This window comes from Streptomyces sp. NBC_00597 (assembly GCF_041431095.1).
Taxonomy (GTDB): Bacteria; Actinomycetota; Actinomycetes; order Streptomycetales; family Streptomycetaceae; genus Streptomyces.
Map to the genome: position 1 here is coordinate 3,030,909 of NZ_CP107757.1, position 26,744 is coordinate 3,057,652.

The window sequence follows — 26,744 nt, forward strand, 5'->3', positions numbered from 1 at the left end:
GATGGAGACGGCATTCACCCGGCTGGTCGGTGTCGAGCACCCGATCGTGCAGACGGGCATGGGCTGGGTGGCGGGCCCCCGGCTGGTCTCGGGCGCGGCGGGGGCGGGCGCCCTGGGCATCCTGGCCTCGGCGACGATGACCGTGGAGCAGCTGCGGTCGGCGGTCCGGGAGGTCAAGTCCCGTACGGACGCACCGTTCGGGGTCAACCTGCGCGCGGACGCCGGGGACGCGGCCGAACGCGCGCAGCTGATCATCGACGAGGGCGTACGGGTCGCCTCGTTCGCGCTCGCGCCGTCGAAGGAGCTGATCGCCCGGCTCAAGGACGCGGGCGTGGTGGTGATCCCGTCGATCGGGGCGCGGCGGCACGCCGAGAAGGTCGCCGCGTGGGGGGCCGACGCGGTGATCGTGCAGGGCGGCGAAGGCGGCGGGCACACCGGGGACGTCGCCACGACGGTGCTGCTGCCGCAGGTGGTCGACGCGGTGGACATCCCGGTGGTCGCCGCGGGCGGCTTCCACGACGGGCGCGGCCTGGTCGCCGCACTGTCGTACGGGGCCGCGGGCATCGCCATGGGCACCCGTTTCCTACTGACTTCGGACTCCACCGTTCCGGACGCGGTCAAGGCGCGGTACCTGGCGGCCGGCGTCAAGGACGTCACGGTCACGACGGCCGTGGACGGGCTGCCGCACCGGATGCTGCGCACCGAGCTGGTCGCCTCCCTGGAGCGGGCGGGCCGCACGCGCGCCCTGGCCCGGGCGGTCCGGCACGCGGCCGCGTTCCGCAGGCTCTCGGGGCTGTCGTGGCCGCGGATGGTGCGCGACGGCCTCGCGATGAAACACGGCAAGGACCTGTCCTGGAGCCAGGTCCTGCTCGCCGCGAACACCCCCATGCTCCTCAAGGCGTCCATGGTCGAGGGCCGTACGGACCTCGGCGTCATGGCATCGGGCCAGGTCGCGGGCGTGATCGAGGATCTGCCGTCCTGTGCGGAGCTCGTCGCCCGCGTCATGGCCGAGGCGCACACCGTGCTGGCACGACTGGAACGCCTGCACTCGCTCGACGCCCTGCCACCACCAGGGTGATCCCCCTTCTCCTCCTCAGGAGTCGCCACAGATGAGCCGTGCCCGAACCCGCCTGGTGACCGCGGCGCTCGCTTCCGCCCTCGCCGTCGCCACCCTGCCCGCCGCCTCCGCGTACGCCGCGCCGGTGGCGGGCGCCACCGCCTCAGGCCGGTACCACCAGCAGGCGGAAACGACTCGCCAGATCCCGCTCCAAGGCGCGGTCAACGTCCGCGACCTGGGCGGCTACCGCACCTGGACCGGCGGCCAGGTCCGTCAGGGGCTGGTCTACCGCTCCGACGCGCTCAACAAGCTGACCCCGGCGGACGTCACCACCGTCTCCGGTCTCGGCCTGGGCAAGGTCGTCGATTTCCGCATCCCCATGGAGCTCCAGTACGACGGCGCCGACCGGCTGCCCGCTGGGCTCACCGCCACTTCCCGCCCGGTCAGCGACCTCGGCCTGTACGGAACGCTCGTCGGCGCGATCTCCAGCGGTGACCCCGCCACGCAGGAGCAGATGCTCGGAGGCGGCCGCGCCGAGGCCTACATGCGCGACATCTACCGCACCTTCGTGACCAGCCCCGAGAACCGGGCGCAGTTCGCGGCGACCCTGCGGGAGATCGCGGACGGCAGCCAGGGCCCGCTGCTGTTCCACTGCACCTCGGGCAAGGACCGGACGGGCTGGATGGCTTACGTCCTCCTGCGGGCGTTGGCCGTCCCCGAGGACACCGCCACGCGCGACTACCTCGCGTCGAACACGTTCCGTGCCGCGTACGACGCCCAGGTGCGGGCGGGCCTCAAGCAGTCCGGGCGGATGCAGAACCCGGACCTGCTGATCCCGCTCCAAGAGGTCCGCCAGGACTACCTGGACGCGGCGACCGCGCAACTGGCCGCGGACTACGGCGGTTTCTACGGCTACCTCACGGACGGCCTCGGCCTGGACGCGCGGACGCTCGTGAAGCTGCAGAGCAGGATGGTCCGCTGACCCACCCCGCCCGGGGGGGGCGACAGCACGACGCCGGGCAGCACCCGCAGGTGCTGCCCGGCGTCATCGTGTGATCGGGGGCGGGTCAGACCGCCCGGCGCCGTCCCTGGCCGCCGGAGCCGACCCGGCTACGGGCCGAGGCCGCGGCCGCGCCGCCAGCGGGGGCTGCGCCTCCGCTGCGCCGGGCCTGGCCGCCGGTACCGGCGGAGCCGCCCTGGCCCCGGCGGGACTGCTGCGACCCGGCCGACGCGCCCGCGCCGCCCTGGGCCGAGCCCTGCCCGCCGGAGCGGCGGCCTCGACCGCCGGCCGCCGGGGCGCCGCCCGTGGCGGAGCCGGTACGGGCGCCGCCCGACCGGCGGCGCGTGCCGGAGCCGCCACCCGAGCCGGAGCCGCCGCGCGCCTTGGCCGGGGCCGGCTGCGGCACCTCCAGCACCACGGGGATGCCCGAGGGCTCCTTGGCGCCGGTGAGCCGGGACAGCTCCTCGTCGGAGGACTTGATCTGCGCGGTGCGCGGGGAGATCCCGGCGTCCGACATCAGGCGGGACATGTCCCGCTTCTGGTCGGGCAGGACCAGGGTGACCACGCTGCCGGACTCGCCGGCACGGGCGGTGCGGCCGCCGCGGTGCAGGTAGTCCTTGTGGTCGGTCGGCGGGTCGATGTTGACGACGAGGTCCAGGTCGTCGATGTGGATGCCGCGGGCGGCCACGTTGGTGGCGATCAGCGCGGTGACCTCGCCCGTCTTGAACCAGTCCAGGGTCCGGTTGCGCTGCGGCTGCGAGCGGCCGCCGTGCAGGCCGGAGGCGCGGACCCCGTCCGCCTGGAGCTTCTTGACCAGGCGGTCGACACCGCGCTTGGTGTCCACGAACATGATCACCCGGCCGTCGCGGGCGGCTATGCGCGTCGCCACGGCCTTCTTGTCGGTCTCGTCCATGACGTACAGGACGTGGTGCTCCATCGTGCTGACCGCACCGGCGGACGGGTCGACGGAGAAGGCGACCGGGTCGTGCAGGAACATCTTGACGAGCTTGTCGATGTTCTTGTCGAGGGTCGCCGAGAACAGCATGGTCTGGCCCTCGGGCTGGACCTGCTTGAGCAGCGCGGTGACCTGCGGCATGAAGCCCATGTCGGTCATCTGGTCGGCCTCGTCGAGGACGGTGATCGCGACCTGCGAGAGGTCGGCGTCGCCGCGGTCGATGAGGTCCTTCAGACGGCCGGGGGTGGCGACGAGCACCTCGGCGCCGCGGCGCAGGGCCCCGGACTGCCGGTTGATCGACATGCCGCCGACGACGGTCGCGATGCGCAGGTTGACGGCCGTGGCGTACGGGGCCAGGGCGTCGGTCACCTGCTGCGCGAGTTCGCGCGTCGGTACGAGGACCAGCGCGAGCGGCTGCTTCGGCTGTGCGCGGCGGCCGGCGGTGCGGGCCAGCAGCGCCAGGCCGAAGGCCAGCGTCTTGCCGGAGCCGGTGCGGCCGCGGCCGAGCAGGTCACGGCCGGCGAGCGAGTTCGGCAGCGTCGCGGCCTGGATCGGGAACGGCTCGGTGACGCCCTGGGCGGCGAGGGTCTTCAGCAGCGCCTCGGGCATGCCCATGTCCGCGAACGCGGCCACCGGCGGCAGGGCCGGGGTCAGCGGTTCGGGCATGGTGAATTCTTGCGGCCTGGCGACGGGGGCGGACTTCTGCCGTCCCGCGCCAGCCTTCGGACGTCCCTGTGCCGCACCTCGGCCCCGAGTGGGGCGGCGGCTGGGTCGTGCGGAGCTGGAGCTGGTCATGCGAGAAAGCCCTCCTGAAAACCGGCTGGTACTACAAGCAAGTCGAAACAGCAGACAAGCCGGGGCCCGCACCTCGCGGTGCGGGCCCCGGCATGCTGAAGGAATTAGGCGGGGATGATGTTCTCCGCCTGGGGGCCCTTCTGACCCTGGGTGACGTCGAAGGACACGCGCTGGCCCTCCTGGAGCTCACGGAAGCCCTGGGTGGCGATGTTCGAGTAGTGGGCGAAGACGTCCGGGCCGCCACCGTCCTGCTCGATGAAGCCGAAGCCCTTTTCCGAGTTGAACCACTTCACGGTGCCAAGTGCCATTTTAAATCTCCTGAATAGGCGGCAAAGGGCCCCATCCGGAGAGTCCGGCAAAACAATAAAAGCGCCTGAGGAACATTCCCGTCAGGCGCACATAAAGTTCATGGGTACCACAACTGCAACGGGTCCTAAGCTAGCACACCTCGCCCCCGGGCCGCCGCCGACACCACCGGGAACCCGCTGGTGCCGCCGGACGGATCTTGGTTCACTGCCCGGATGACAGCGATCAGAGAGCCCTGGGGGCTCAGCGTGCTCGGCGCCGGCAGCGTGACCGCGGAACCCCGTTTCGCCGAGATCGACCTGGCGGTGGACGTCGTCGCCCCGACGCCCAAGGAGTCCTACACCGAGGCGGGCACGGTCGTGGCGGGGCTGCGCGCCGTCCTGCGCGAGCACGACATACCCGACGCGGACGTCTCCGGCTCCCGGCTGCGCCTGACCTCCGAGTACGCCGGCTACGGCGCGGAGCGGACCTTCAAGGGGTACGGCTGCGAGGCGAAGTACACGGTTCGCACGCAGGCGCTCGACCGCCTCGAAGTACTGATCGACGACCTCGTCACGGCGGGCGTGAACCGCGTCGACGACGTGCGCTTCGAGGTGGAGGACAAGCCCGCGATGCGCGACGAGGCGCGGCGCCGGGCCGTCGCGGCCGCCCGCCGCAAGGCCGGGGTGTACGCCGAGGCCTGCGGGGTCCGCCTCGGCGCGGTGATCCACATCCAGGACGTGGACCCGGAGTCGACGGGCATGCGCAGCCACGGCCGGCGCACGGGCGGGGACCCGGAGCACGACGGGGCCCTCGCCCCGGGATCCGTCCAGGTCGAGGCGGCCGTCCTGCTCGGCTTCGCGCTGCTGCCGTAAGGCCGCGGCCGCGGTGCCGGTCGGGCGGCGCGTCAGAGGCGTTCGATGATGGTGACGTTGGCCTGGCCGCCGCCCTCGCACATGGTCTGGAGGCCGTAGCGGCCGCCCGTGCGTTCCAGTTCGTGGAGCAGGGTGGTCATCAGCTTGACGCCGGTGGCACCCAACGGGTGACCCAGGGCGATCGCGCCGCCGTTGACGTTCACCCGTTCGGGGTCGGCGCCGGTCTCCTTCAGCCAGGCCAGGACGACCGGGGCGAACGCCTCGTTGATCTCCACCAGGTCGATGTCGTCCAGGGTCATGCCGGTCTTCTTCAGGGCGTACGCCGTGGCCGGGATCGGGGCCGACAGCATGCGGATGGGGTCCTCGCCCCGTACGGACAGGTGGTGGATGCGGGCCCGCGGCCGCAGGCCGTGTTCGGCCACCGCCCGCTCGGAGGCGATCAGCATCGCCGCCGCGCCGTCCGAGACCTGGGAGGAGACGGCCGCCGTGATGGTGCCGCCCTCGACGACCGGGCGCAGGCCGGCCATCTTCTCCAGGGTGGTGTCCCGGCGGGGGCCCTCGTCGAAGCGGACGTCCCCGTAGGCCACCGTCTCCCGGTCGAAACGGCCCTCGTCGATGGCGCGCACCGCCCGCTGGTGGGAGCGGAGCGCGAACTCCTCCATGTCGCGCCGCGTGATGCCCCACTTCTGTGCGATCAGCTGCGCGCCGTGGAACTGGTTGACGGGGGCGTGGCCGTACCGGGCGCGCCAGCCCTCGCTGCCCGCGTACGGGCCCTCGGTGAGGCCGAGCGGTTCCGCGGCCTGACGGGACGCGAAGGCGATCGGGATCATCGACATGTTCTGGGTCCCGCCCGCGACGACCAGCTCCTGGGTCCCGGAGAGCACGCCCTGCGCCGCGAAGTGGACGGCCTGCTGCGAGGAGCCGCACTGGCGGTCCACGGTGACGCCGGGCACCTCCTCCGGTAGCCCCGCCGCCAGCCATGCCGTGCGTGCGATGTCCCCGGCCTGGGGGCCCACCGTGTCCAGGCAGCCGAAGACCACGTCTTCGACGGCGGCCGGATCCACCCCGGACCGCTCGACCAGCGCCTTCAGGGCGTGCGCGCCCAGGTCGGCCGGGTGGACCGCGGACAGGCCTCCCCCGCGCCGCCCCACGGGGGTGCGTACCGCTTCGACTATGTAGGCCTCGGGCATCGGGACTCCTCGGTTCGGTCGGGTCAGCTGCGTACGGCGATCCCGTCGAGCACCATCGACAGGTACTGGCGGGCGATCTCCTCGGGGCTGTGCTGTCCTCCCGGCCGGTACCAGGACGCCGCGACCCACACCGTGTCGCGGACGAAGCGGTAGGTGAGGCGGATGTCGAGGTCGGCCCGGAAGACCTGGGCGGCGACCCCGCGCTCCAGCGTCCCGAGCCAGGCCTTCTCGAACTTCTGCTGCGAGTCGGACAGGTACCGGAAGCGGGGCTGCGCGGACAGGTGCCGGGATTCCTTCTGGTAGATCGCGACGGCGGCGCGGTGCCGGTCGATCTCCCGGAAGGACTCGGTGACGAGGGCCTCGATGGTTTCCCGCGGGCCGAGGCCGGCGGCGAGGACGGTGTCGTACCCCGCCCACAGCTCGTTCAGGAAGGCCGAGAGGATCTCGTCGAGCATCGATTCCTTGGAATCGAAGTGGTAGTAGAGGCTGCCGGCGAGCATGCCGGCGGCGTCGGCGATCTTACGGACGGTGGTGGCGTTGTAGCCCTGCGCGGCGAAGACCTCGGCGGCGGTGTCGAGGAGCTCGCGCCGGCGTTCGAGTGAGGCTGTCACCTGGGGCTTCTTCTTGGGTGTCGGCCTGGTCGGCTGGTTCGTTGGCACGCGCCCATTCTCGACCTACGCGTGCTGGCTGCTGACCGAGACGGTCTCGCCCGTCATGTACGACGAGTAGCCGCTGGCCAGGAAGACGATGACGTTGGCGACCTCCCAGGGCTCGGCGTAGCGGCCGAACGCCTCGCGGGCCGTGAGCTCGCCCAGCAGTTCCTCGCTGGTGACCTTCACCAGGTGCGGGTGCATGGCCAGGCTGGGGGCCACCGCGTTGACCCGTACGCCGAACTCGGCGGCCTCCAGTGCCGCGCAGCGGGTCAGGGCCATCACCCCGGCCTTGGCCGCGGCGTAGTGGGCCTGGCCGGTCTGGGCGCGCCAGCCGACCACGGAGGCGTTGTTGACGACGACCCCGCCCCGCCCGGAGGCCTTCAGCGAGCGCAGTGCGGCGCGGGTGCAGCGGAAGGTGCCGTTCAGGGTGACGTCGAGGACCTTGCCCCACTGTTCGTCGGTCATGTCGACGAGGGCGGCGGTGCCTCCGAGGCCGGCGTTGTTGACGACGACGTCCAGGCCGCCGTGGGCCTGTTCGGCGCAGGCGAAAAGGGCCCTGACCTGGTCCTCGTCGGTGACGTCGCAGGGCAGGGAGGTGACGCGGTCGGCGCCGAACTCGGCGGCGAGCGCCTGCTCGGTCTCCTTCAGGCGGCGGGCGTGGGCGTCGCCGATGACGATGCGGGCGCCCTCCTCCAGGAAGCGGCGGGCGGTGGCGCCGCCGATCCCGGCTCCGGCGGCGGCGGTGATGACGGCGCTGCGGCCGTCCAGCAGGCGGTGGCCGGCCACGTAGCGGGGCTCGTTCATGCGCACTCCTCGACGCTGCTCATGGCCGTACGGTAACCTACCAAACACTTGTTAGGGAAGCGTGAAGGGCGTTGGAGGGGGCGGGCACCTGATGGATCTGACCCAGACGGCGGAGGTGGCGGCCTTCCGGGCCGAGGCCCGGGCCTGGCTCGCCGAGCACGTCCCGGACTCCCCCCTGCCCTCCCTGGAGACGGCCGAGGGCTTCACGGCGCACCGGGCGTGGGAGGCCCGACTACAGACGGGCGGCTGGTCGGCGGTGTCCTGGCCCGAGGAGTACGGGGGCCGGGGCGTGGACATCGAGCGGTGGCTGGTCTTCGAGGAGGAGTACTGGGCGGCGGGCGCGCCCGGCCGGGTCTCCCAGAACGGCATCAGCCTGCTCGCCCCGACCCTCTTCGACCACGGCACCCCCGAGCAGCGGGCCCGGGTGCTGCCGCCGATGGCGAGCGGCGAGGTGATCTGGGCGCAGGCCTGGTCAGAGCCGGAGGCGGGCTCCGACCTGGCCTCGCTGACGTCGCGGGCCCGGCGCACCGGCGGCGGCTGGCTGCTGTCGGGGCAGAAGACCTGGTCTTCGCGGGCGGCGTTCGCGGACCGGGCGTTCGGCATCTTCCGCACGGACCCGGAGGCTGCGAAACCGCACCAGGGCCTGACGTACCTGATGTTCGACCTGCGGGCGCCCGGGGTGACGGTACGCCCCATCGGCCGGCTGGACGGCAAGCCCGCCTTCGCGGAGCTCTTCCTCGACGAGGTCTTCGTACCGGACGAGGACGTGATCGGGGAGCCGGGGCAGGGCTGGCGGATCGCGATGTCGACGACGGGCAACGAGCGCGGGCTGACGCTGCGCTCGCCGGGGCGCTTCCTGGCGGCGGCGGACCGGCTGGTGGCGCTGTGGCGGGCCGCCGGCGACCCGGGCGACACCGCACTGCGCGACCGGGTCGCGGACGCGGTGGTCGGCGCGCGCGCCTACGAGCTGTTCACCTGGGCGGGCGCCACGCGGTTCGCGGCGGGCGAGCGCATCGGCGCCGAGTCCAGCCTGAACAAGGTGTTCTGGTCGCAGTACGACATCGCCCTGCACGAGACGGCGCTGGACCTCCTGGGGGCGGACGCGGAGCTGGCGGAGGGCGCATGGGCGGAGCCCTGGGTCTTCTCGCTGGCGGGGCCGATCTACGCGGGCACGAACGAGATCCAGCGCGACATCATCGCCGAGCGGCTGCTCGGCCTCCCGAAGGGCCGCCGCTGATGCGCTTCCTGCCGACCGTCGAACAGTCGGACTTCGCCCGTACGCTGCACGGCCTGCTCGGCGCCTCGGACGTCCCGGCGGCCGTACGGGCCTGGAGCGCCGGGGACCACGGGCCGGGGCGGGCGATCTGGTCACGGCTCGCGGGGACGGGCCTGTTCGCGCTCGCGGCGGACGAGGCGTACGGCGACCTGGGAGCGCTGGGGCTGCTTCCGGTGGAACTCGCCCTCGGCTTCGTGGAGCTGGGTCGGGCGGGGATGCCGGGGCCGGTGGTGGAGACGGCAGCGGCGGCCGTGCTCCTGTCGGAGCTCGCCCGGGCCGGGGAAGGGGGGCCGGCGAAACGTTTCCTGCCGGGGCTGCTGGCGGGCGGGGACCTGGCCACGCTGACGCTGCCGGGCGGGGGTCCGTACGCCCTGGACGCGGACGCGTCGGCGTACTGCTTCACGGTGTCGGCGGCGGGCGAACTCCGCGTCGCGGGCGGCGCCTCGGGCGGGGGTGCGGGCGGGGGCCCGGGCTGGGGTGCGGGCGGGGGCACGGGCGGCGCCTCGGGCGGGGGTGCGGGCGGGGGCCCGGGCTGGGGTGCGGGCGGGGGCACGGGCGGCGCCTCGGGCGGGGGTGCGGGCGGGGGCGGGGGTGCGGACGCAGGTGCGGCGGCGGGCGGCCCGCTGCGGTCCACCGACCCGGCGCGCCGGCTGTTCGCACCCGCGGCGGACGGTGAGCTGCTGGCCTCCGGCCCCCGGGTGCTGGCGGCGGCGGGGACGGCCCTGGCCTGGGCACGGCTACTGACGGCGGCCCAGTGCCTGGGCGTGGGCGAGGCACTGCTGGCCGACACGGTGCGGTACGTCAAGCAGCGCACCCAGTTCGGCACGCCGATCGGCGGCTTCCAGGCGGTGAAGCACCGGCTGGCGGACACCCTGCTGGGCTTGGAGTTCGCGCGGCCGCTGGTCTGGGCGGCGGCCCTGGGCCTGGCCCCCCGGGAGATCGCGGCGGCGAAGCTGGCCGCGGGCGAGGCGGCGTACGCGGCGGCCATGACGGCGCTGCAGCTCCACGGGGCCGTGGGCTACACGGAGGAGCTCGACCTGTCCCTGTGGCTGCGCAAGGCCCGGCCGCTGCGCGACGCGTGGGGGTCGCCGTCGGCGTGCCGGGCGGCGGTGCTTCAGGAACGGGTACGAGAGCGGTAGTACGTCGCGAGAGCGGTGTTCACGAGGACGGTCCCGGCGAACCAGAGGCCGGCGGCCCGCTGCCCGAGCGCGAGGAGCGCCAGGGCGGCGGCGCCGAACACCAGCGCCTTCACCGCGAGCTGCGCGGCGAGCGGGACGGCGAACCGGGCCTTGGGCGCTGCGAACGCCCCCCACAGCACGGCGGCGGCCAGCGGCGCGGCCACGGCGAGCCAGAGGTCGACGGTGGAACCCCACCAGGCCAGGACGCCGAGGGCGACTACCTCCAGCACGAACGCGAGGCCCTCGTTGACGAGGAAGAACGACCGCGCGGCGGGCCGCATCGTACGGCTCATGCGACGGCCACGCTGAGCGAGACGACGTACTGCTCCTCGACCGTCCCGTCGGGGAACAGGGGCATCAGCCGGGCCCGTTCCTCGTCGAGGAACTCCCGCGTGCCGGCCGGGCCGAGCATCAGGAACGCGGAGTGGCTGGCGTGGTTGGCGAGGTGGACGTCGAGCGGGATCCGGCGCGACCAGCGGACCTCGCGGGTGGTGAACGCCAACCCGACCGGCAGGGCGCGGAAGGTGGCCCCAGTGGCGCGGAAGAGTGCCCGGATCCGCTCGTCCTGCTCGGCGATCCAGGGGACGGTGGCGTCCATGTCGTTCCACCAGAGCGCCAGCGCGCCGCCGGGCCGCAGCACGCGGCGGGCCTCGGGGACGGAGCGGGCGGGGTCGGTCCAGTGCCAGGCCTGGGCGTACGTGAGGAAGTCGAACCCGGAGGTGACGAGCGGCAGCCGGTCGCCGTCGCCGCGCACCAGCGGGATCCGGGGATGCGCGCGCCGGAACTCGACGGCCATGCCGTCGCCGGGCTCGACGGCGACGACGTCCGCCCCGCGGGCGCTCAGTCGCCCGGTGGCGATCCCGGTCCCGGCGCCCACGTCGGCCACCCTGGCCCCGCGCAGCGGCCGCCCGGCGAGCACCTCCAGGGCGTCGAACAGCTCCTCGGGATACCCGGGCCGGTTCGCCGAGTACAGCGGGGCGGCGGCGTCGAAGGACCGGGCGCGGATGCGGGGCGTGGACGTCATGCCGTCATTGTTTTCGATCTCCGCCCCGCAGACCAGGGCCTTGCGCCGGCGGCCCTGACTCCGGTTCAGCGGAACTCGCGGACGACCTCGATCCGGCCCACGATGTGCGCGTTGAACTCGTCCAGCTCCTCCGCCGGCACCCACAGCTCCAAGATCGTCTGCCCGCCCGCCTGCTGGACGGGGTACCGGGCCAGGAACTCCGTGTCGACCTCGAAGCGCGTCACGAAGCCGACGCCACTGTGCTTGACGTTCCAGTCGCGGGCGATGCGGATCGCGTAGTCCTCGTTCAGGACGGGGTAGAAGATCGGCTGCTCCGGCAGCCGCGGCGGCCAGGCCCGCCAGTCGAGCGCGCGGACGAGGTCGAGCTCCACCGGGCCGGTCGGGCGCCAGAGGGTGGTGGTGTTCGGACTCGGGGTCGTCGGGGACATGGGGGTGGACCCTAGGCGCAGCCGTGCCCGCGTGACCAGCGGTTTTCCGTTCAGGCGGGGCGGCGGCGGAGGGAGTAGCGGATCAGGGTCAGCGTTTGGACGGCCAGGAGGATCGCGGTGCCGGTGCCGGCCGTCGGAAGGTCGTCGGCCGAGGCCCAGGCCCGGCCGCCCAGCTCCGCGACGCCGACCGCGGCGAGCGCGACCAGGAAGCGGGGCACGAACTCGGCCTCGGTGCCGTGCAGTACGCCCGAGCCGACGACGAAGACGGCCAGCAGAACCGGGATCCAGGGTGCGTCCGGCTCGCGCAGCAGCAGCGCGGCGCCGAACTCCACGGCCAGGACGAGCACGTTGCGGAGCAACATCGACATGAGCACATCATGCCGGGGATATTCGCGTGCGTCCCGGCCGGGGCCGCCTCTAGGATCCACGACAAGGCGGGGTCGTAGCACAGAGGTAGTGCGCCTACACAGCATGGAGGAGGACGCCGGTTCGAATCCGGCCGCCCCGCCCCCTCTTCCGCGAGCACGCACGTCCTCGCGTACGCTCCGCCGCAAGGGCGGGGTCGTGGTACAGCGGTCGTTGCACCCCCTCCATTGGGGAACACGCCGGTTCGAATCCGGCCGCCCCGCCCCTCCGGTCCCCCGCCCTACTGCGTGGCCCGGAGCCAGGCCGTCGCGGCCGTGAGCGCCGAGCGGGCGGCCGGCAGGGGCAGGCCCAGGAAGCCGTGGAAGACCCCCGGGTCGAGGTGGACCGTACAGTCCACCCCCGCCGCGCCCAGCCGCCGCGCGTACGCCAAGCCCTCGTCGCGCAGCAGATCGCAGTCCGCCAGGACCAACAGCGTGCGCGGGAGCCGCGACACGTCGCGGGCACGCAGCGGCGAGACGTACGGGTGCGCCGGGTCGCCGCCGTACTGCTCCCAGTACCAGACCATGTGGGCCGCGGTGTGGAAGTGCCCCTCCCCATACGCCGACACCCAAGCCGACTCCGCGGCCGGGGCGGGCGCCCCTCGCAGCCCGGTGCGGGGTCGTAGACCCGGACCGGGACGCCCGAGGCGTCGCCGTCGCGGACCGAGGCCACCTCCGGGCCCGCCGACCGACCGCCCCCGGCCGCGCCCCGCGCCCGTGATGACGACGACTTTCCCGTCCAGCGAGATCACCCGTCACCCCTCCGATACGCCTAATAGAAATACTTCTAGCAGGCATATCTGTAGGAGGAAGGGGCGTGCGGAGACCGGTCGTAGACTGCGCTGCGTGGCAGACGAGACGAACAGGCCCACGCTCCCGGCGACCAGCTGGGCGGTGCTCGGGCTGCTCTCCTTCGGCGAGGAACTCTCCGGCTACGACCTGAAGAAGTGGTCGGACCGGTCGCTGCGCTTCTTCTACTGGAGCCCGTCCTTCAGCCAGATCTACAGCGAGCTCAAGCGCCTGGAGAAGGCCGGTTACGCCTCCTCACGACTGGTCGCCCAGGAAACCGGAACCCGCGACAAACGGGTCTACCGGATCACCGGCGACGGCATGGCGGCCGTACGGGAATGGGCGCGCGAGACCCCCGTCGACCCGCCCGTGCTCAAGCACGGGCCGATGCTGCGGCTGTGGCTCGGCCACCTGCTGGAACCGGAGCAGATGCGCGAACTCCTGGACCGGCAGCAAGCGTTCGCGGAGGAGATGCGCCTGCGCGCGGTGGCCGACGCGCAGAGCGCGCAGGACGAGCCCGCCCGGGCCTACCCGACGCTCACCCTCAAGTGGGCCGAGCGGTACTACGCCTCCGAGCGCGACCTCGCGGCCGCCATGCTGGACGACGTCGCGGCGCTGGAGGACGCGGCGGCACCGGAGGACGAGCGCGAGCGCCCGTAGGCGCGCGGGGTGCGGGGGGGGGGCCGACGCGCCCTGCGTGCACCGGGAGCGCCCGGCCGCACGCCGGGGTTCCACGACCACCGACTGTCGTACCCTCGGGCCATGACCGGCAGCGCCATAGACCTCCGCAAGCTGGAAGCCACCGCTCCGGCGCTCGTGAGCCTCTACAAGAGCGCCGGGGTCTCGCTCCGCAAGCACGGCCTGGAGGGCGGGCGGGCCGCGGTCTACCTGGTCCTGGACTACTCGGGGTCGATGCGCCCGTACTACCGGGACGGCACCGTGCAGGCCCTCGCCGACCGGGTGCTGGGCCTGTCCGCGCACCTCGACGACGACGGCCGCGTACCGGTGGTGTTCTTCTCCACCGACGTCGACGCGGTGGAGGAGGTCCCGCTCGCCGGGCACCAGGGCAAGATCGCCGAGATCGCCTCGCGCCTGGGCCACATGGGCAAGACGGCGTACCACGCGGCGATGGACGCGGTCATCGACCACTATCTGGATTCGGGGACGGCGAAACCCGCCCTCGTGGTCTTCCAGACCGACGGCGGCCCGATCAACAAGCTGGCGGCGGAGAGGTACCTGTGCAAGGCGGCCCGGCTCCCGCTGTTCTGGCAGTTCGTCGGCTTCGGCGAGACGCACAGCTCACAGTTCGACTTCCTGCGCCGACTGGACGAACTGCCCGTTCCGGCCCGGCGGGTGGTGGACAACGCGGGCTACTTCCACGCGGGCCCGGACCCGCGCCAGGTCCCGGATCCGGTGCTGTTCGACCGCCTGGTGGGAGAATTCTCGTCCTGGCTGGCATCGGCCCGCGCGGCGGGCATCGTACGCACCTGAGCGACGGCTTTGATGGACGCATGACGACGAACAACTGGGCAGCGTTCGAGAATCAGGAACCGGAATTCGCGGCTACCGTCCGGACCCGCTTCGCGCAGTACCCGCACCACGTCCTCGCCACCCTCCGCAAGGACGGCTCCCCGCGCCTGGCCGGACTGAATGTCGACATCCGCGGCGGCGAGCTGTGGCTCGGGATGATGCCGGGCTCGCTGAAGGCCAAGGACCTCCAGCGGGACCCCCGGTTCGCCCTGCACACCAACCCCGGCGAGGGCGAGACGATGCCGGACGGGGACGTACGGATCTCCGGACGCGCGATCGAGCTCCTGGACCCGCCCGAACTGCACCGGTACGCGGAGGAGACGGAGACCCCGCACCCCTTCCACCTCTTCCACGCGGACCTGACGGAGGTGGTGCACATCGGCGTCGACGGCGACGACCTGGTGGTCCGCACCTGGACCCCGACCCACGGCCTGCGCACCATCCGCCGCGGCAACGACGACGAACCGCCGCGCGAGGTCACGGACGAGGACCCGCACGAGGAACCCCCGACCACCCCGACCACCCCGACCGACTGACCGGTAATGCCGCGTCAACCGGCCGGAAACGTTCACCCATCACGCGAATTTGCTACGGCCGAACGGATGACCTTGTAGCGGCGCTGCGTGGGGAGGGGGAGCGTGAACGCTCCATTGAACGCGGCGGGTTCGACCGGTGCGGAAGCAGACCCTGGCTGTCAACGGCGACAAGCTGCCCCGCGCCGACGTCTAGAGGACCCGGGGCCGGGTGCCGGGGTCGATGTCGACAGGGCCTCGATGCTCTCCTCGCCCAGTCCGGCGGCCCGGGCCCGGTCGAGCCACAGCTGCAGCTCCCGGCGCAGCGGCTGGTGCTCGGACAGCGAGTCGTCGCCGAGCGTGCCGGAGATGAACGTGCCGGCCCCCTGCTTCTTCGCGACCAGGCCCTCGTATTCGAGCTCCCGGTACGCCTTGAGCGCGGTGTTCGGGTTGATCGCCACGCTGGCCGCGAGGTCCTTGACCGTCGGCAGCCGGCCCCCCTCGGCCAGCAACCCCAGCCGCAGGGCCTGGCGTACCTGGTGGACGAGCTGCACGTACGGGGCGACACCGGAGCGGGCATCGAGGTGGACCACCGATCGCGCCCGGACACGCGAAAGCGCCCGCCGTACCTGGAGGGCGCTTTGACGGAGGGTCAGCAGATGGGAGGCGAGATCAGGACGGGCGCTTCACGGCCCGGAGGAACGGCACCCACGCGGCTGCGGGGAAAAAGATCACCGGGCCGGCGCCGTCCTGCTTGCTGTCGCGGACGGGGACCAGGCCGGGGAGGTCGTTGGACACCTCGACGCAGTCACCGCCCTCTCCGTTGCTGTACGAGGACTTGCGCCAGGACAGGCCGTTCACTTCTGCGCGCATGTCGCGTACTCCTCCGCCACCGACTCGATCAGTGTCAGGGACACCTCCGGCGACAGCGCAGCGGCCCTGGCAAGATCGTATGACCTCCAGTAGCGCTGAACCAGAGCGGGATAGTCGAGCAGTTGCCCCGCGTGGGGGCCCTCCGTATAGGCCACGTCGGGCGCATCCGGGAACTGGATGATGCGCACCAATGAGTTCAGGGCCCCATGGGCGCCGGCCGAGAACGGCACCACCTGCGCGGTGATCCGATGGGCTCGGACGTACGACGAGATGTGGCGCAACTGAGCAGCCATCACCGCCGGACCTCCGACCGCCGTCCGCAGCACCGACTCGTGCAGAACGACCCACATCTCGGGGGTCTCCGGATCGACGAGGAGGCGGGCGCGTTCGATGCGCGCCGCGACGAGGGCTTCGACGCGCTCGGTCAGCGCGGTCGGACTGGCGGCCCGGATCACCGCCCGGGCGTAGTCCTCCGTCTGGAGCAGCCCGGGAACCAACATGCAGGCGTACTCGTAGGTGGCCGTCGCCAGCCCTTCCAACTCGGCCACGGCGGCGAAGTACTCGATGTGCTTGGACTTGAACGCCCCGGCCAGCCGCACGAAGTAGTCCCCGGTGCCGAGCTCCTTGTCGATCAGCTCCGCGATCTCCGGCCGCAGCCTGCGCGTGCCGCACTCCATCTGCCCGACGTACGCCCCGCTGGTGAAGATCCGCTCGCCCAGTCCCGCCTGGGTCAAACCGGCCGCCTCGCGGTGCCGCCGCAGTTCCTCGCGGGCGAACTCCTCCGGCGTCTGCGCCCCACCCTCGTCGTTCGGCCTGGCCATGAGCCAACTCCCCGCTTCTGCAGTGCCCTCGCTCCGCGAAAAAGCGTAGTCCTCGCCGGACCGCCGGGACAACGGAATGCGTTCACACGACTACCGGTGGTGGCGACGGGGAACGCCACAGCGCCCGCCATCCCTGGTCGGGGACATGGCGGGCGCTGTGTCAGAGTTCCGCACTCCGTTGTACGGACCGTATGAGGGGTCTCCCCGGAGGGAGGGGGTGCTGCCGGTGGCCCGGGGCCCCGCACCGACGGCCGGAGGCCGACGCAGCCGGGCGAAGCCCGGGAGGCCGCCTACGGCCGAGCGGTGCGCGCCCGGCGGGAAAGATCAGACCATCAGCGAGCGGTCCGTCGGCTTGACCGGGTACGGGAGGGTGCTGCTGCCGGTCAGGAAGCGGTCCACGCCGCGGGCGGCCGAGCGGCCCTCCGCGATCGCCCAGACGATCAGGGACTGGCCGCGGCCCGCGTCGCCGGCGACGAAGACGCCGTCGACGTTGGTGGCGTAGGACGCGTCGCGGGCGACGTTGCCCCGCTCGTCCAGGTCCAGGCCGAACTGGGCCACCAGGCCGTTGGCCTGGTCGGTGCCGGTGAAGCCCATGGCCAGGGTGACGAGCTGGGCCGGGAGGACCCGCTCGGTGCCGGGCTTCTGGGTCAGCTTGCCGTCCACGAACTCGACCTCGACCAGGTGCAGGGCCTGGACGTTGCCGTCCTCGTCACCCTCGAAGTGGGTGGTGGAGACGGAGTAGATCCGCTCGCCGCCCTCCTCGTGCGCCGAGGTGACCTTGTAGAGCATCGGGAAGGTCGGCCAGGGCTGGTTGGCGTTACGGTCCTCGCCCGGCTTCGGCATGATCTCCAGCTGCGTGACCGAGGCCGCGCCCTGGCGGTGGGCGGTGCCGACGCAGTCCGCGCCGGTGTCGCCGCCGCCGATGACGACGACGTGCTTGCCCTCGGCCGTGATGGGCGGAGCCACGAAGTCGCCTTCCTGGACCTTGTTGGCCAGCGGCAGGTACTCCATCGCGAAGTGGATGCCCTTGAGGTCGCGGCCCGGGACCGGCAGGTCGCGGGAGACCGTGGCGCCGGCCGCGATGACGACCGCGTCGAACCGCTTGCGCAGGTCGGTCGCGGACAGGTCGCGGCCGATCTCGATGCCGGTGCGGAACTTGGTGCCCTCCGCGCGCATCTGCTCGATGCGGCGGTTGATGTGCACCTTCTCCATCTTGAACTCGGGGATGCCGTAGCGGAGCAGCCCGCCGATGCGGTCCGCGCGCTCGTACACGACCACGGTGTGGCCGGCCCGGGTCAGCTGCTGGGCCGCGGCCAGGCCCGCGGGGCCCGAGCCGATGACGGCGGCCGTCTTGCCGGACAGGCGCTCCGGGGCCTGCGGGGTGACGTCGCCGTTGTCCCAGGCCTTGTCGATGATCGAGACTTCGACGTTCTTGATGGTGACGGCCGGCTGGTTGATGCCGAGCACGCACGCCGACTCGCAGGGGGCGGGGCACAGGCGGCCCGTGAACTCCGGGAAGTTGTTCGTGGCGTGCAGGCGCTCGGAAGCCGCCGACCAGTCCTCGCGGTACGCGAAGTCGTTCCACTCGGGGATCAGGTTCCCGAGCGGGCAGCCGTTGTGGCAGAACGGGATGCCGCAGTCCATGCAGCGGCCGGCCTGCTTGCTGATGATCGGGAGCAGCGAGCCCGGGACGTAGACCTCGTTCCAGTCCTTGAGGCGGTCGGCCACAGGTCGGGAACAGGCGGTCTCGCGCTGGGTGGTGAGGAAGCCCTTCGGGTCAGCCATGGGTCGCCGCCTCCATCATCTTCTCCGTGGTCTCGGACTCGGAGAGTCCGGCCAGCTCAGCGGCGTCCTTGGCGGCGAGCACTGCCTTGTACGTGGTCGGGATGATCTTGCTGAAGCGGTCCGCCGAGGCGGTCCAGTCAGCCAGGAGCTTCGCGGCCACGGTCGAGCCGGTCTCCTCCTCGTGGCGGCGCACCACATCGTGCAGCCACTGCTTGTCGGTGTCGGAGAGGGCTTCGACCGCGCCCGTGTTGCCGACGTTGACGTTGTTGACGTCGAGGTCGATGACGTAGGCGACGCCGCCCGACATGCCGGCCGCGAAGTTGCGGCCCGTCTCACCGAGGACGACCGCGCTGCCGCCGGTCATGTACTCGCAGCCGTGGTCGCCCACGCCCTCCGAGACGACCAGGGCGCCGGAGTTGCGGACGCAGAAGCGTTCGCCGGTGCGGCCGCGCAGGAACATCTCGCCGCCGGTGGCGCCGTAGCCGATGGTGTTGCCGGCGATGGTGGAGTACTCGGCGAGGTGGTCGGCGCCGCGGTCCGGGCGGACCACGACGCGGCCGCCGGAGAGGCCCTTGCCGACGTAGTCGTTCGCGTCGCCCTCAAGGCGCAGCGTGATGCCGCGCGGCAGGAAGGCGCCGAAGGACTGGCCGGCGGAGCCGGTGAAGGTCAGGTCGATGGTGTTGTCGGGCAGGCCCGCACCGCCGAACTTCTTGGTGACCTCGTGGCCGAGCATCGTGCCGACGGTCCGGTTGATGTTGCGGATCGCGACCTGGGCGCGGACCGGCTGGGCCGCCTCCGCGGTGTCGGCGTTCAGCGCGTCGGCCGCGAGCTTGATCAGCTCGTTGTCGAGGGCCTTCTCCAGACCGTGGTCCTGCTCGATCAGGGCGTGGCGGACCGCACCCTCGGGCAGTTCCGGCACGTAGAAGAGCGGCTCCAGGTCGAGGCCCTGCGCCTTCCAGTGCGTGACGGCCTTGCTGGTGTCGAGGAGCTCGGCGTGGCCGATGGCCTCCTCGATCGAGCGGAAGCCCAGCTCGGCGAGGAGCTCGCGGACCTCCTCGGCGATGAACTCGAAGAAGTTCACGACGAACTCCGCCTTGCCGGAGAAGCGCTCGCGCAGGACCGGGTTCTGGGTGGCGATGCCGACCGGGCAGGTGTCCAGGTGGCAGACGCGCATCATGATGCAGCCGGAGACGACGAGCGGCGCGGTCGCGAAACCGAACTCCTCGGCGCCGAGTAGCGCGGCGATGACCACGTCGCGGCCGGTCTTGAGCTGGCCGTCGGTCTGGACGACGATGCGGTCGCGCAGCCCGTTGAGCAGGAGCGTCTGCTGGGTCTCGGCGAGGCCGAGCTCCCAGGGGCCGCCCGCGTGCTTGAGCGAGGTCAGCGGGGAGGCGCCCGTTCCGCCGTCGTGGCCGGAGATGAGGACGACGTCCGCGTGGGCCTTGGAGACACCCGCGGCGACCGTACCCACGCCGACCTCGGAGACCAGCTTCACGTGGATGCGGGCGGCCGGGTTGGCGTTCTTGAGGTCGTGGATCAGCTGAGCCAGGTCCTCGATGGAGTAGATGTCGTGGTGCGGGGGCGGGGAGATCAGGCCGACGCCCGGGGTGGAGTGCCGGGTCTTGGCGACCCACGGGTAGACCTTGTGGCCGGGCAGCTGGCCGCCCTCGCCGGGCTTGGCGCCCTGCGCCATCTTGATCTGGATGTCGTCCGCGTTGACGAGGTACTCGGAGGTCACGCCGAAGCGGCCGGAGGCGACCTGCTTGATGGACGAGCGGCGCGCCGGGTCGTACAGGCGGTCCGGGTCCTCGCCGCCCTCACCGGTGTTGGACTTGCCGCCCAGCTGGTTCATGGCGATGGCGAGGGTCTCGTGGGCCTCGCGGGAGATGGAGCCGTACGACATGGCGCCGGTGGAGAAGCGCTTGACGATGTCGGCGACCGACTCGACCTCGTCGATGGAGATCGACGGGCGGCCCCCCTCCTCGGCGGCCTTGAAGCCGAACAGGCCGCGGAGCGTCATCAGGCGCTCGGACTGCTCGTTCACCCGGTCCGTGTACTTCTTGAAGATGTCGTACCGGCGGTTGCGGGTGGCGTGCTGGAGGCGGAAGACCGTCTCCGGGTCGAAGAGGTGCGGCTCGCCCTCGCGGCGCCACTGGTACTCGCCGCCGATTTCCAGCGCGCGGTGCGTGGCCGCGATGCCGGAGGCCGGGTACGCCTTGGCGTGGCGGGCGGCCACCTCCTTGGCGATGACGTCCAGGCCGGCGCCGCCGATCTTGGTGGCGGTGCCCTGGAAGTACGCGCCGACGAACTCCTCGTTCAGGCCGACGGCCTCGAAGACCTGGGCGCCGCGGTAGGAGGCGACGGTGGAGATGCCCATCTTGGACATGACCTTCAGGACGCCCTTGCCGAGCGCGTAGATCAGGTTCTTGATGGCCTGCTCCGGCTCCAGGCCGGACAGGAACGTACCGGCGCGCAGCAGGTCCTCGACGGACTCCATGGCGAGGTACGGGTTGACGGCGGCGGCGCCGTAGCCGATGAGCAGCGCGACGTGGTGGACCTCGCGGACGTCGCCGGCCTCGACCAGCAGGCCCACCTGGGTGCGCTGCTTGGTGGCGATGAGGTGGTGGTGCACGGCGGAGGTGAGCAGCAGCGACGGGATCGGCGCGTGCTCGGCGTCCGAGTGGCGGTCCGAGAGGACGATCAGGTGGGCGCCGTTGGCGATGGCCGCGTCGACCTCGCCGCGGATCTCCTCCAGGCGGGCGGCCAGGGCCTCGCCGCCGCCGGAGACCCGGTACAGGCCGGAGAGCGTGGCGGCCTTCATGCCCGGCATGTCGCCGTCGGCGTTGACGTGGATGAGCTTGGCCAGCTCGTCGTTGTCGATCACCGGGAAGGGCAGGGTGACGCTGCGGCAGGACGCGGCCGTCGGCTCCAGCAGGTTGCCCTGCGGGCCCAGAGAGGACAGCAGAGAGGTGACGAGCTCCTCGCGGATGGCGTCCAGCGGCGGGTTGGTGACCTGCGCGAACAGCTGCGTGAAGTAGTCGAAGAGCAGCCGGGGGCGCTCGGACAGGGCCGCGATCGGGGAGTCCGTGCCCATGGAGCCGAGCGGCTCGCCGGCGGTACGGGCCATCGGCGCGAGGATGACGCGCAGCTCTTCCTCGGTGTAGCCGAAGGTCTGCTGGCGGCGGGTGACCGAGGCGTGGGTGTGCACGATGTGCTCGCGCTCGGGCAGGTCCGTCAGCTCGATCTCGCCGGTCTCCAGCCATTCGGCGTACGGAGCGGCGCCGGCGAGCTCGGCCTTGATCTCGTCGTCCTCGATGATCCGCTTCTGGGCGGTGTCGACGAGGAACATCTTGCCGGGCTGGAGGCGGCCCTTGCGGACGACCTTGGCCGGGTCGATGTCGAGCACGCCGACCTCGGAGCCGAGGACGACGAGGCCGTCGTCGGTGACCCAGTAGCGGCCGGGGCGCAGACCGTTGCGGTCGAGGACCGCGCCGACCTGGGTGCCGTCGGTGAAGGTGACGCAGGCCGGGCCGTCCCAGGGCTCCATCATCGTGGAGTGGTACTGGTAGAACGCGCGGCGGGCCGGGTCCATGGAGGTGTGGTTCTCCCACGCCTCCGGGATCATCATCAGCACGCTGTGCGGCAGCGAGCGGCCGCCGAGGTGCAGGAGCTCCAGGACCTCGTCGAAGGAGGCCGAGTCGGAGGCGTCCGGGGTGCAGATCGGGAAGATCCGGTCCAGCGCGCCGTCACCGAAGACGTCGGAGGCGAGCTGGGACTCGCGGGCCTTCATCCAGTTGCGGTTGCCCTTGACCGTGTTGATCTCGCCGTTGTGCGCGACGAAGCGGTACGGGTGGGCCAGCGGCCAGGACGGGAAGGTGTTGGTCGAGAAGCGCGAGTGGACCAGGGCCAGCGCCGAGGCGAAGCGGCGGTCGGACAGGTCCGGGAAGAAGGGCTCCAGCTGGCCGGTGGTCAGCATGCCCTTGTAGACGATGGTGCGCGCGGACAGCGACGGGAAGTAGACCCCGGCCTCGCGCTCGGCGCGCTTGCGCAGCACGAACGCCTTGCGGTCCAGCTCGATGCCCGTGCTGCCGTTGCTCACGAACAGCTGGGAGAAGGCCGGCATGGTGGCGCGGGCGCCGTTGCCGAGCAGGTCCGGGGTGACCGGGACCTCGCGCCAGCCGAGGACCGTGAGGTTCTCCTCGGCGGCGATGGCCTCGATCTGCTCCACGGCGACGGCCTGTGCGGTGCCGTCGGCGGGGAGGAAGGCGATGCCGACGGCGTAGGCGCCGGCCTCGGGGAGCTCGAACCCGGCGACGTCGCGCAGGAACGCGTCGGGGACCTGGGAGAGGATTCCGGCGCCGTCGCCCGAGTCCGGCTCGGAGCCGGTGGCGCCCCGGTGCTCAAGGTTCCGCAATACGGTCAGCGCCTGCTCGACGAGGGTGTGGGTCGCCTCGCCGGTGAGGTTCGCCACGAATCCGACGCCACAGGCGTCCTTCTCGTTGCGCGGGTCGTACATGCCCTGCTGGGCGGGGCGACCGTCCATGGGCGACCAGGCGGTGGTGCTGGGGCCGGTCGCGGAGTGCGTGGATGCGGAACGCATCGGCTCTCCCGTCGTCGTCGTGGCGTATGTGCATAGCCGAGGGACGACGTTGGCCCTCTGCGAAATTTCGTGCAGGTTACATGATGACGGCAATCCCGAGAAGCGGATATGGCGTTTCACCATGCGGACACGCACGGGTAGGAATGGGACCTTCGCAGTCACTTCAAGGGCGCACCACGGCGCGAAGGTCCAGACGCGGGTGGGCATCATTGCCCGGCGCGCCCTGGTCTGATGCCCGGCGGACACGGAATCGAAACCGCCGGGTAATGAACCCTAGGGAGGACTACTTATGCTGCGCGTTGCATAGTGTCTCATCGCTTGCGCGGTCAGCCTACGGCTCCGCCGATCCAGGTTCCCAGGACGTACGTCACACCCGCGGCCGCGCCGCCCAGCACCAGCTGGCGCAGGCCGCTGTACCACCAGGACCGCGCGGTGACCCGGGAGACGACCGCGCCGCAGGCGAAGAGCCCCACGAGCGCGAGCAGCACCGCGGGCCACAGGGACGTGGCGCCGAGCAGGTACGGCAGTACGGGCAGCAGCGCGCCCAGCGCGAAGGAGCCGAAGGACGAGACCGCGGCGACCATCGGCGACGGCAGGTCGTCGGGGTCGATCCCGAGCTCCTCGCGGGCGTGGATCTCCAGAGCCTGGTCGGGGTCGCGGGACAGTTGCATGGCGACCTCGCGGGCGAGGGCCGGCTCGACGCCGCGCGATACGTACAGTTCCGCCAGCTCCTCCATCTCGTCGACGGGGTGCTTGTGCAACTGCTGGCGCTCTATGTCGAGTTCGGCGAGGACCAGCTCGCGCTGCGAGGCGACCGAGGTGTACTCGCCGGCCGCCATCGAGAAGGCTCCGGCCGCCAGGCCCGCCAGCCCGGTGATCACGATGGCCTGCGGGGCGACGGCACCGCCGGCGACACCGGTCATCAGCGCGAGGTTGGAGACGAGTCCGTCCATCGCACCGAAGACGGCCGGCCGCAGCCATCCGCCGTTGACGTCGCGGTGGGTGTGGTTGTCGCGGTGCGCGGTGTGCAGCGGTGCTTCGATGTCGATGATGGACATGCGTCGTATCTCCCCTTTTCGTGCGAGTGGGTACGCGAAGAGAACGCGCAGGCATCCACTCCCCCTGAACACCTCGAAACTACGCACGATTTCTGCCGCCCGCCAGCAAGGAAGGCCGTACTTACCTGGGGTTTCGCGGGTCGGCGACCGGGTGACGGGGGCCCGGACGGGGCGTTTTGCGGCGAGCGACAAACCACATGCCGTGGCACAAATCCCCCATGGGCCCACGATGGGTCCCATCAGATGGAGAGGCGCGCCATGGAGCTGATTGCATGCAATCCGCAGGTCCTCCTCGAACGGGCCAGGGGCGCTCTTCTCGGCCTCGCGGCGGGTGACGCGCTCGGCGCCCCCGCCGAGAACATGAAGCCCTCCGAGATCCGGGCCAGATGGGGCCGGATCGAGGGCTTCGTCTCGGACGACCCGGCGGGCACTGACGACACCGAGTACGCGATCTTCTCGGGGCTCCTGCTGGCCCGGCACGGATCGGCGCTCACCATCTCCCACGTCGAACGGGCCTGGCACCACTGGATCGCCGACCTCGACGAGGGGCCGTTCCGCGGCGCGGGCTTCAGCGAGCGCGGCACCCTGGAGAACCTGCGCCGCGGGCTCGCGGCGCCCATCTCCGCGCAGCACCGCCACGCTTGGTCGGACGGCCTGGCGATGAGGGCCGCCCCCTTCGGGGTGTTCGCGGCGGGCCGCCCCGCCGAGGCCGCGCGGCTGGTCGCGATCGACGGCAGCGTCAGCCACGAGGGCGAGGGCATCTACGGCGGCCAGGCGGTGGCGGCGGGCGTGGCGGCCGCCATGGCCGGCGGCTCCCCCGCCTCGGTGGTCTCGGCGGCCCTCTCGGTCATCCCCTCCGACTCCTGGACCGCCCGCTCGCTGCGCCGGGCCGTCACGGCGGCTCCGCGCGGCGAGCGGGCGGTGCGCTCCGCGGTGGTGATCGGCGGCTATCCGTGGACCGACCTGGCCCCGGAGGCGGTGGGCCTGGCCTTCGGCGCCTTCGCCGCCTGCGCGGGCGACTTCAGGTGCTCCGTCCTGACGGCGGTGAACATGGGCCGCGACGCCGACACCACGGCGGCGGTGGCCGGCGCCCTCTCCGGCGCGCTGTCGGGCGTCTCCGCGATCCCGGAGGCCTGGGCGGCGGCGATCGGCCCGGTCCGGGGCAGCTGCCTCCCCTCGATGCGGGGCTACCACGTCCTGGACATCGCCGACCTCCTCACCCCGGAAACCGAGCCTTCCTGATGAGCACGCCGAACCCGTCCCCGCCGACCCCGTCCCCGCCGAACCCGTCCCCGCCGACCCCGGACCTCCCCGGCCCGGCCGCGTCCCCCACCCCGGTAGCGGCCCCGGACCCGACCCGAGCCCCGGGCCCCGCCCCGGCCCCGACCCCAGGCTCGGACCCGGACCCGGCCACGACCCCGGCCCCGGGCTCGGACTCCGCCACGGCCACGGCTCTCACCCTGGCCGCGACCACGACCCCAGGTCGGGAAGCGGCCACCGGCACGGCCCCGGCCGCCGCGAACCCGATCCCGGTCCCCGCCGCGGCTCCGGACCCGGTGACAGCCGCGTCCACGGCGCGCGCCAAGGCGACCGCACCTGCACCGGCCCGCCGCAGGGACCCGGTCCAGGGCTCAGGCCCGGCTCCCGCCCGGGCCGAGGGCCCCGGCACGGCCGAGGTCGCCGCGCAGGCCCGGGGCCCGGAGGCCTCCCGGCCCCCCGCCGGGGTCCGGCGGATCGAGGGGGTGTTGCTCGGGCTCGCCGCGGGGGATGCCGCCGGGTGGCCCGCCGCCCGGCACCGGGCCAGCCGCATGCCCGAGTGGACCCGCCGCCTCACCCGTGAGCTCGACACCTTCGCCGAGCAGAACCAGACCACGACCCTGCCCGTGCCCATCGCCCTGAACCAGCCCCCGGAGCCCCTGCGCCTGGGCCCCTCCGACGACGCCGAGTGGGCGGCCTTCGCCGCCGAATCCGTGCTCACCGCGGCCGGTGTGCTGCTCAGCGACCTCAGCCGGTCCCGCCGCATGCGGGCCGCCATCGACCTCGCCTGGAACGCCCTGGCCAGCGAGATCGCCGCCGCGGCCGAGCGTGCCCCCGAAGTGGAGTCCGCCGTCCTCCCGCTCCGCGCCCGCATCTCCGTGCGGGCCGGCCTCGGCAACCTCGCCGCCGGCCTGCGCCCGCCCGCCACCGGCCACGACAACCCGCACTACTTCGACGACGCCGCCTGCGTCCGCGCGTGCGTGCTCGCCGTCGTCCACCCCGGCGATCCGGCCGCGGCCGCCGATCTCGCCGAGTTCGACGCCCGCTACACGCAGGACGGCGACGGAGTGCACGGCGCCCGCGCCATGGCCGCCGCCATCGCGGTCGCCCTCGCCGGCGCCGACCCCGACACCGCCGTCGACGCCGCTCTCGGCCAACTCCCCGAGGCCACCGAGATCGGCCGCAACGCCCGCCACGCCGTCAAGCTCGCCCGTACCCGCGCGGACGGCCCCGGCAGCGCCTTCGCCATCGTCCCCACCCTCGAACACGAGATCGTCGACCACGTCTACAGCTACGGGATCGCGGCCGCCGAGACCGTCCCGGTGGCCCTCGCCCTCACCACCGCCGCCCGCGGCCGGGCCTCCGAGGCCGTCCCGGCCGCCGCCTGCCTGTCCCGCGTGGCGGACTCCGCCCCCGCCCTGGCCGGCGCGCTCACCGGCGCCCTCGGCGGCGGCGATTCGATCCCCACCGCCTGGCGCGAAGCCTGCCGCACCCTCTCCGGCTGCGCCCTGCCCCGCCTCGCCGGCACCGACCTCGTCGAACTCGCCGCGCTCCTCGCTCGCACGGAACTCACCTCACCCAAGGGATGATTCGGA

At 72.5% G+C, this 26,744-nt stretch carries 26 protein-coding genes and 2 tRNA genes; 12 read left to right on the forward strand and 16 right to left on the reverse strand.

Annotation, left to right across the window (positions count from 1 at the left end):
• Position 1: 1 nt before the first annotated feature.
• The gene (locus tag OG974_RS13450; RefSeq protein ID WP_327282928.1) at positions 2-1,078 is read left to right on the forward strand and encodes a nitronate monooxygenase; all 1,077 of its coding nucleotides are present in this window, start codon (positions 2-4) and stop codon (positions 1,076-1,078) included.
• 31 nt (positions 1,079-1,109) lie between these two features.
• Positions 1,110-2,039, forward strand: coding sequence for a tyrosine-protein phosphatase (locus OG974_RS13455; RefSeq protein WP_328762412.1), 930 nt, complete (start codon positions 1,110-1,112; stop codon positions 2,037-2,039).
• A gap of 85 nt (positions 2,040-2,124) precedes the next feature.
• Here OG974_RS13455 and OG974_RS13460 read toward each other — a convergent pair whose 3' ends face one another.
• Together OG974_RS13460 and OG974_RS13465 are read right to left on the reverse strand one after the other, a co-directional pair.
• Complete coding sequence (locus tag OG974_RS13460) at positions 2,125-3,807, reverse strand: DEAD/DEAH box helicase (protein WP_327282930.1); 1,683 nt, start codon at positions 3,805-3,807, stop codon at positions 2,125-2,127.
• Positions 3,808-3,911: 104 nt separating this feature from the next.
• Positions 3,912-4,115, reverse strand: a complete 204-nt coding sequence (locus OG974_RS13465) for a cold-shock protein (RefSeq protein ID WP_030010141.1) — start codon at positions 4,113-4,115, stop codon at positions 3,912-3,914.
• A gap of 213 nt (positions 4,116-4,328) precedes the next feature.
• Between OG974_RS13465 and OG974_RS13470 the strand changes: the two genes are divergently transcribed.
• Positions 4,329-4,967 (forward strand): SIMPL domain-containing protein, encoded by a 639-nt coding sequence (locus OG974_RS13470; protein ID WP_327282931.1) that lies wholly within the window; start codon positions 4,329-4,331, stop codon positions 4,965-4,967.
• Between the two features lie 32 nt (positions 4,968-4,999).
• Here the strand turns inward: OG974_RS13470 and OG974_RS13475 are convergent, their stop codons facing one another.
• The 3 genes from OG974_RS13475 to OG974_RS13485 all read right to left on the reverse strand — a co-directional run bounded on the left by OG974_RS13475 (position 5,000) and on the right by OG974_RS13485 (position 7,614).
• Positions 5,000-6,157, reverse strand: a complete 1,158-nt coding sequence (locus OG974_RS13475; protein ID WP_327282932.1) for an acetyl-CoA C-acetyltransferase — start codon at positions 6,155-6,157, stop codon at positions 5,000-5,002.
• Between the two features lie 23 nt (positions 6,158-6,180).
• The gene (locus OG974_RS13480; protein WP_327282933.1) at positions 6,181-6,768 is read right to left on the reverse strand and encodes a TetR/AcrR family transcriptional regulator; all 588 of its coding nucleotides are present in this window, start codon (positions 6,766-6,768) and stop codon (positions 6,181-6,183) included.
• Positions 6,769-6,831: 63 nt separating this feature from the next.
• Positions 6,832-7,614, reverse strand: a complete 783-nt coding sequence (locus tag OG974_RS13485) for an SDR family oxidoreductase (RefSeq protein ID WP_327282934.1) — start codon at positions 7,612-7,614, stop codon at positions 6,832-6,834.
• 91 nt (positions 7,615-7,705) lie between these two features.
• On the opposite strand from OG974_RS13485, the gene OG974_RS13490 reads away from it, so the two are divergent.
• Both OG974_RS13490 and OG974_RS13495 read left to right on the forward strand, forming a co-directional pair.
• On the forward strand, positions 7,706-8,851 hold the full coding sequence (locus tag OG974_RS13490; RefSeq protein WP_327282935.1) for an acyl-CoA dehydrogenase family protein: 1,146 nt from the start codon (positions 7,706-7,708) through the stop codon (positions 8,849-8,851).
• On the forward strand, positions 8,851-10,029 hold the full coding sequence (locus OG974_RS13495; RefSeq protein WP_371646574.1) for an acyl-CoA dehydrogenase family protein: 1,179 nt from the start codon (positions 8,851-8,853) through the stop codon (positions 10,027-10,029). Before OG974_RS13490 ends, OG974_RS13495 begins: the two co-directional genes overlap by 1 nt.
• Here OG974_RS13495 and OG974_RS13500 read toward each other — a convergent pair.
• From OG974_RS13500 to OG974_RS13515, 4 genes are all read right to left on the reverse strand, one after another.
• Complete coding sequence (locus OG974_RS13500) at positions 10,005-10,361, reverse strand: DUF2568 domain-containing protein (RefSeq protein ID WP_328762417.1); 357 nt, start codon at positions 10,359-10,361, stop codon at positions 10,005-10,007. The genes OG974_RS13495 and OG974_RS13500 overlap by 25 nt on opposite strands.
• Positions 10,358-11,092: a class I SAM-dependent methyltransferase gene (locus OG974_RS13505; RefSeq protein ID WP_328762418.1), complete on the reverse strand. Its 735-nt coding sequence runs from the start codon at positions 11,090-11,092 to the stop codon at positions 10,358-10,360. The genes OG974_RS13500 and OG974_RS13505 overlap by 4 nt, the downstream gene beginning before the upstream one ends.
• Before the next feature lie 65 nt (positions 11,093-11,157).
• Complete coding sequence (locus OG974_RS13510; protein WP_327282939.1) at positions 11,158-11,520, reverse strand: hypothetical protein; 363 nt, start codon at positions 11,518-11,520, stop codon at positions 11,158-11,160.
• A 50-nt stretch (positions 11,521-11,570) separates the two neighbouring features.
• A complete protein-coding gene (locus OG974_RS13515; protein ID WP_327282940.1) occupies positions 11,571-11,888 on the reverse strand; it encodes a hypothetical protein in 318 nt (105 codons plus the stop codon).
• Between the two features lie 66 nt (positions 11,889-11,954).
• On the opposite strand from OG974_RS13515, the gene OG974_RS13520 reads away from it, so the two are divergent.
• Together OG974_RS13520 and OG974_RS13525 are read left to right on the forward strand one after the other, a co-directional pair.
• Positions 11,955-12,029, forward strand: a tRNA-Ala gene (locus OG974_RS13520).
• Between the two features lie 47 nt (positions 12,030-12,076).
• A tRNA-OTHER gene (locus tag OG974_RS13525) sits at positions 12,077-12,150 on the forward strand.
• Between the two features lie 16 nt (positions 12,151-12,166).
• On the opposite strand, the gene OG974_RS13530 is transcribed toward OG974_RS13525, so the two are convergent.
• Complete coding sequence (locus tag OG974_RS13530) at positions 12,167-12,493, reverse strand: alpha/beta hydrolase fold domain-containing protein (protein WP_371646577.1); 327 nt, start codon at positions 12,491-12,493, stop codon at positions 12,167-12,169.
• A gap of 277 nt (positions 12,494-12,770) precedes the next feature.
• Between OG974_RS13530 and OG974_RS13535 the strand changes: the two genes are divergently transcribed.
• The 3 genes from OG974_RS13535 to OG974_RS13545 all read left to right on the forward strand — a co-directional run bounded on the left by OG974_RS13535 (position 12,771) and on the right by OG974_RS13545 (position 14,779).
• A complete protein-coding gene (locus OG974_RS13535) occupies positions 12,771-13,373 on the forward strand; it encodes a PadR family transcriptional regulator (protein ID WP_371646578.1) in 603 nt (200 codons plus the stop codon).
• Between the two features lie 102 nt (positions 13,374-13,475).
• The gene (locus tag OG974_RS13540) at positions 13,476-14,204 is read left to right on the forward strand and encodes a VWA domain-containing protein (protein ID WP_328762422.1); all 729 of its coding nucleotides are present in this window, start codon (positions 13,476-13,478) and stop codon (positions 14,202-14,204) included.
• A 20-nt stretch (positions 14,205-14,224) separates the two neighbouring features.
• Positions 14,225-14,779 carry a pyridoxamine 5'-phosphate oxidase family protein gene (locus tag OG974_RS13545; RefSeq protein ID WP_327282944.1) on the forward strand — a complete coding sequence of 185 codons (555 nt, stop codon included), beginning with the start codon at positions 14,225-14,227 and terminating at the stop codon, positions 14,777-14,779.
• Positions 14,780-14,937: 158 nt separating this feature from the next.
• On the opposite strand, the gene OG974_RS13550 is transcribed toward OG974_RS13545, so the two are convergent.
• The 6 genes from OG974_RS13550 to OG974_RS13575 all read right to left on the reverse strand — a co-directional run bounded on the left by OG974_RS13550 (position 14,938) and on the right by OG974_RS13575 (position 23,892).
• On the reverse strand, positions 14,938-15,348 hold the full coding sequence (locus tag OG974_RS13550) for a GntR family transcriptional regulator (protein WP_371646581.1): 411 nt from the start codon (positions 15,346-15,348) through the stop codon (positions 14,938-14,940).
• Positions 15,349-15,427: 79 nt separating this feature from the next.
• On the reverse strand, positions 15,428-15,628 hold the full coding sequence (locus OG974_RS13555; RefSeq protein ID WP_371646583.1) for a DUF397 domain-containing protein: 201 nt from the start codon (positions 15,626-15,628) through the stop codon (positions 15,428-15,430).
• On the reverse strand, positions 15,613-16,449 hold the full coding sequence (locus tag OG974_RS13560) for a helix-turn-helix transcriptional regulator (RefSeq protein ID WP_327282947.1): 837 nt from the start codon (positions 16,447-16,449) through the stop codon (positions 15,613-15,615). The genes OG974_RS13555 and OG974_RS13560 overlap by 16 nt, the downstream gene beginning before the upstream one ends.
• Before the next feature lie 324 nt (positions 16,450-16,773).
• Positions 16,774-18,234, reverse strand: a complete 1,461-nt coding sequence (locus tag OG974_RS13565; protein ID WP_327282948.1) for a glutamate synthase subunit beta — start codon at positions 18,232-18,234, stop codon at positions 16,774-16,776.
• Positions 18,227-22,777, reverse strand: coding sequence for a glutamate synthase large subunit (gltB, locus tag OG974_RS13570; protein ID WP_327285610.1), 4,551 nt, complete (start codon positions 22,775-22,777; stop codon positions 18,227-18,229). The genes OG974_RS13565 and gltB overlap by 8 nt, the downstream gene beginning before the upstream one ends.
• A 383-nt stretch (positions 22,778-23,160) precedes the next feature.
• Positions 23,161-23,892: a VIT1/CCC1 transporter family protein gene (locus tag OG974_RS13575; RefSeq protein ID WP_371646585.1), complete on the reverse strand. Its 732-nt coding sequence runs from the start codon at positions 23,890-23,892 to the stop codon at positions 23,161-23,163.
• A gap of 258 nt (positions 23,893-24,150) precedes the next feature.
• On the opposite strand from OG974_RS13575, the gene OG974_RS13580 reads away from it, so the two are divergent.
• Both OG974_RS13580 and OG974_RS13585 read left to right on the forward strand, forming a co-directional pair.
• On the forward strand, positions 24,151-25,134 hold the full coding sequence (locus OG974_RS13580; protein ID WP_328762426.1) for an ADP-ribosylglycohydrolase family protein: 984 nt from the start codon (positions 24,151-24,153) through the stop codon (positions 25,132-25,134).
• A gap of 284 nt (positions 25,135-25,418) precedes the next feature.
• Positions 25,419-26,738 (forward strand): ADP-ribosylglycohydrolase family protein, encoded by a 1,320-nt coding sequence (locus OG974_RS13585; RefSeq protein ID WP_371646814.1) that lies wholly within the window; start codon positions 25,419-25,421, stop codon positions 26,736-26,738.
• Positions 26,739-26,744: the final 6 nt, after the last annotated feature.

Coding starts and splice junctions, on each gene's coding strand:
- OG974_RS13450 (WP_327282928.1), top strand. CDS start 2: ATGGAGACGGCATTCACCCGGCTGGTCGGTGTCGAGCACCCGATCGTG.
- OG974_RS13455 (WP_328762412.1), top strand. CDS start 1,110: ATGAGCCGTGCCCGAACCCGCCTGGTGACCGCGGCGCTCGCTTCCGCC.
- OG974_RS13460 (WP_327282930.1), bottom strand. CDS start 3,807: ATGACCAGCTCCAGCTCCGCACGACCCAGCCGCCGCCCCACTCGGGGC.
- OG974_RS13465 (WP_030010141.1), bottom strand. CDS start 4,115: ATGGCACTTGGCACCGTGAAGTGGTTCAACTCGGAAAAGGGCTTCGGC.
- OG974_RS13470 (WP_327282931.1), top strand. CDS start 4,329: ATGACAGCGATCAGAGAGCCCTGGGGGCTCAGCGTGCTCGGCGCCGGC.
- OG974_RS13475 (WP_327282932.1), bottom strand. CDS start 6,157: ATGCCCGAGGCCTACATAGTCGAAGCGGTACGCACCCCCGTGGGGCGG.
- OG974_RS13485 (WP_327282934.1), bottom strand. CDS start 7,614: ATGAACGAGCCCCGCTACGTGGCCGGCCACCGCCTGCTGGACGGCCGC.
- OG974_RS13490 (WP_327282935.1), top strand. CDS start 7,706: ATGGATCTGACCCAGACGGCGGAGGTGGCGGCCTTCCGGGCCGAGGCC.
- OG974_RS13495 (WP_371646574.1), top strand. CDS start 8,851: ATGCGCTTCCTGCCGACCGTCGAACAGTCGGACTTCGCCCGTACGCTG.
- OG974_RS13500 (WP_328762417.1), bottom strand. CDS start 10,361: ATGAGCCGTACGATGCGGCCCGCCGCGCGGTCGTTCTTCCTCGTCAAC.
- OG974_RS13505 (WP_328762418.1), bottom strand. CDS start 11,092: ATGACGTCCACGCCCCGCATCCGCGCCCGGTCCTTCGACGCCGCCGCC.
- OG974_RS13510 (WP_327282939.1), bottom strand. CDS start 11,520: ATGTCCCCGACGACCCCGAGTCCGAACACCACCACCCTCTGGCGCCCG.
- OG974_RS13515 (WP_327282940.1), bottom strand. CDS start 11,888: ATGTCGATGTTGCTCCGCAACGTGCTCGTCCTGGCCGTGGAGTTCGGC.
- OG974_RS13540 (WP_328762422.1), top strand. CDS start 13,476: ATGACCGGCAGCGCCATAGACCTCCGCAAGCTGGAAGCCACCGCTCCG.
- OG974_RS13545 (WP_327282944.1), top strand. CDS start 14,225: ATGACGACGAACAACTGGGCAGCGTTCGAGAATCAGGAACCGGAATTC.
- OG974_RS13555 (WP_371646583.1), bottom strand. CDS start 15,628: ATGCGCGCAGAAGTGAACGGCCTGTCCTGGCGCAAGTCCTCGTACAGC.
- OG974_RS13560 (WP_327282947.1), bottom strand. CDS start 16,449: ATGGCCAGGCCGAACGACGAGGGTGGGGCGCAGACGCCGGAGGAGTTC.
- OG974_RS13565 (WP_327282948.1), bottom strand. CDS start 18,234: ATGGCTGACCCGAAGGGCTTCCTCACCACCCAGCGCGAGACCGCCTGT.
- gltB (WP_327285610.1), bottom strand. CDS start 22,777: ATGGACGGTCGCCCCGCCCAGCAGGGCATGTACGACCCGCGCAACGAG.
- OG974_RS13575 (WP_371646585.1), bottom strand. CDS start 23,892: ATGTCCATCATCGACATCGAAGCACCGCTGCACACCGCGCACCGCGAC.
- OG974_RS13580 (WP_328762426.1), top strand. CDS start 24,151: ATGGAGCTGATTGCATGCAATCCGCAGGTCCTCCTCGAACGGGCCAGG.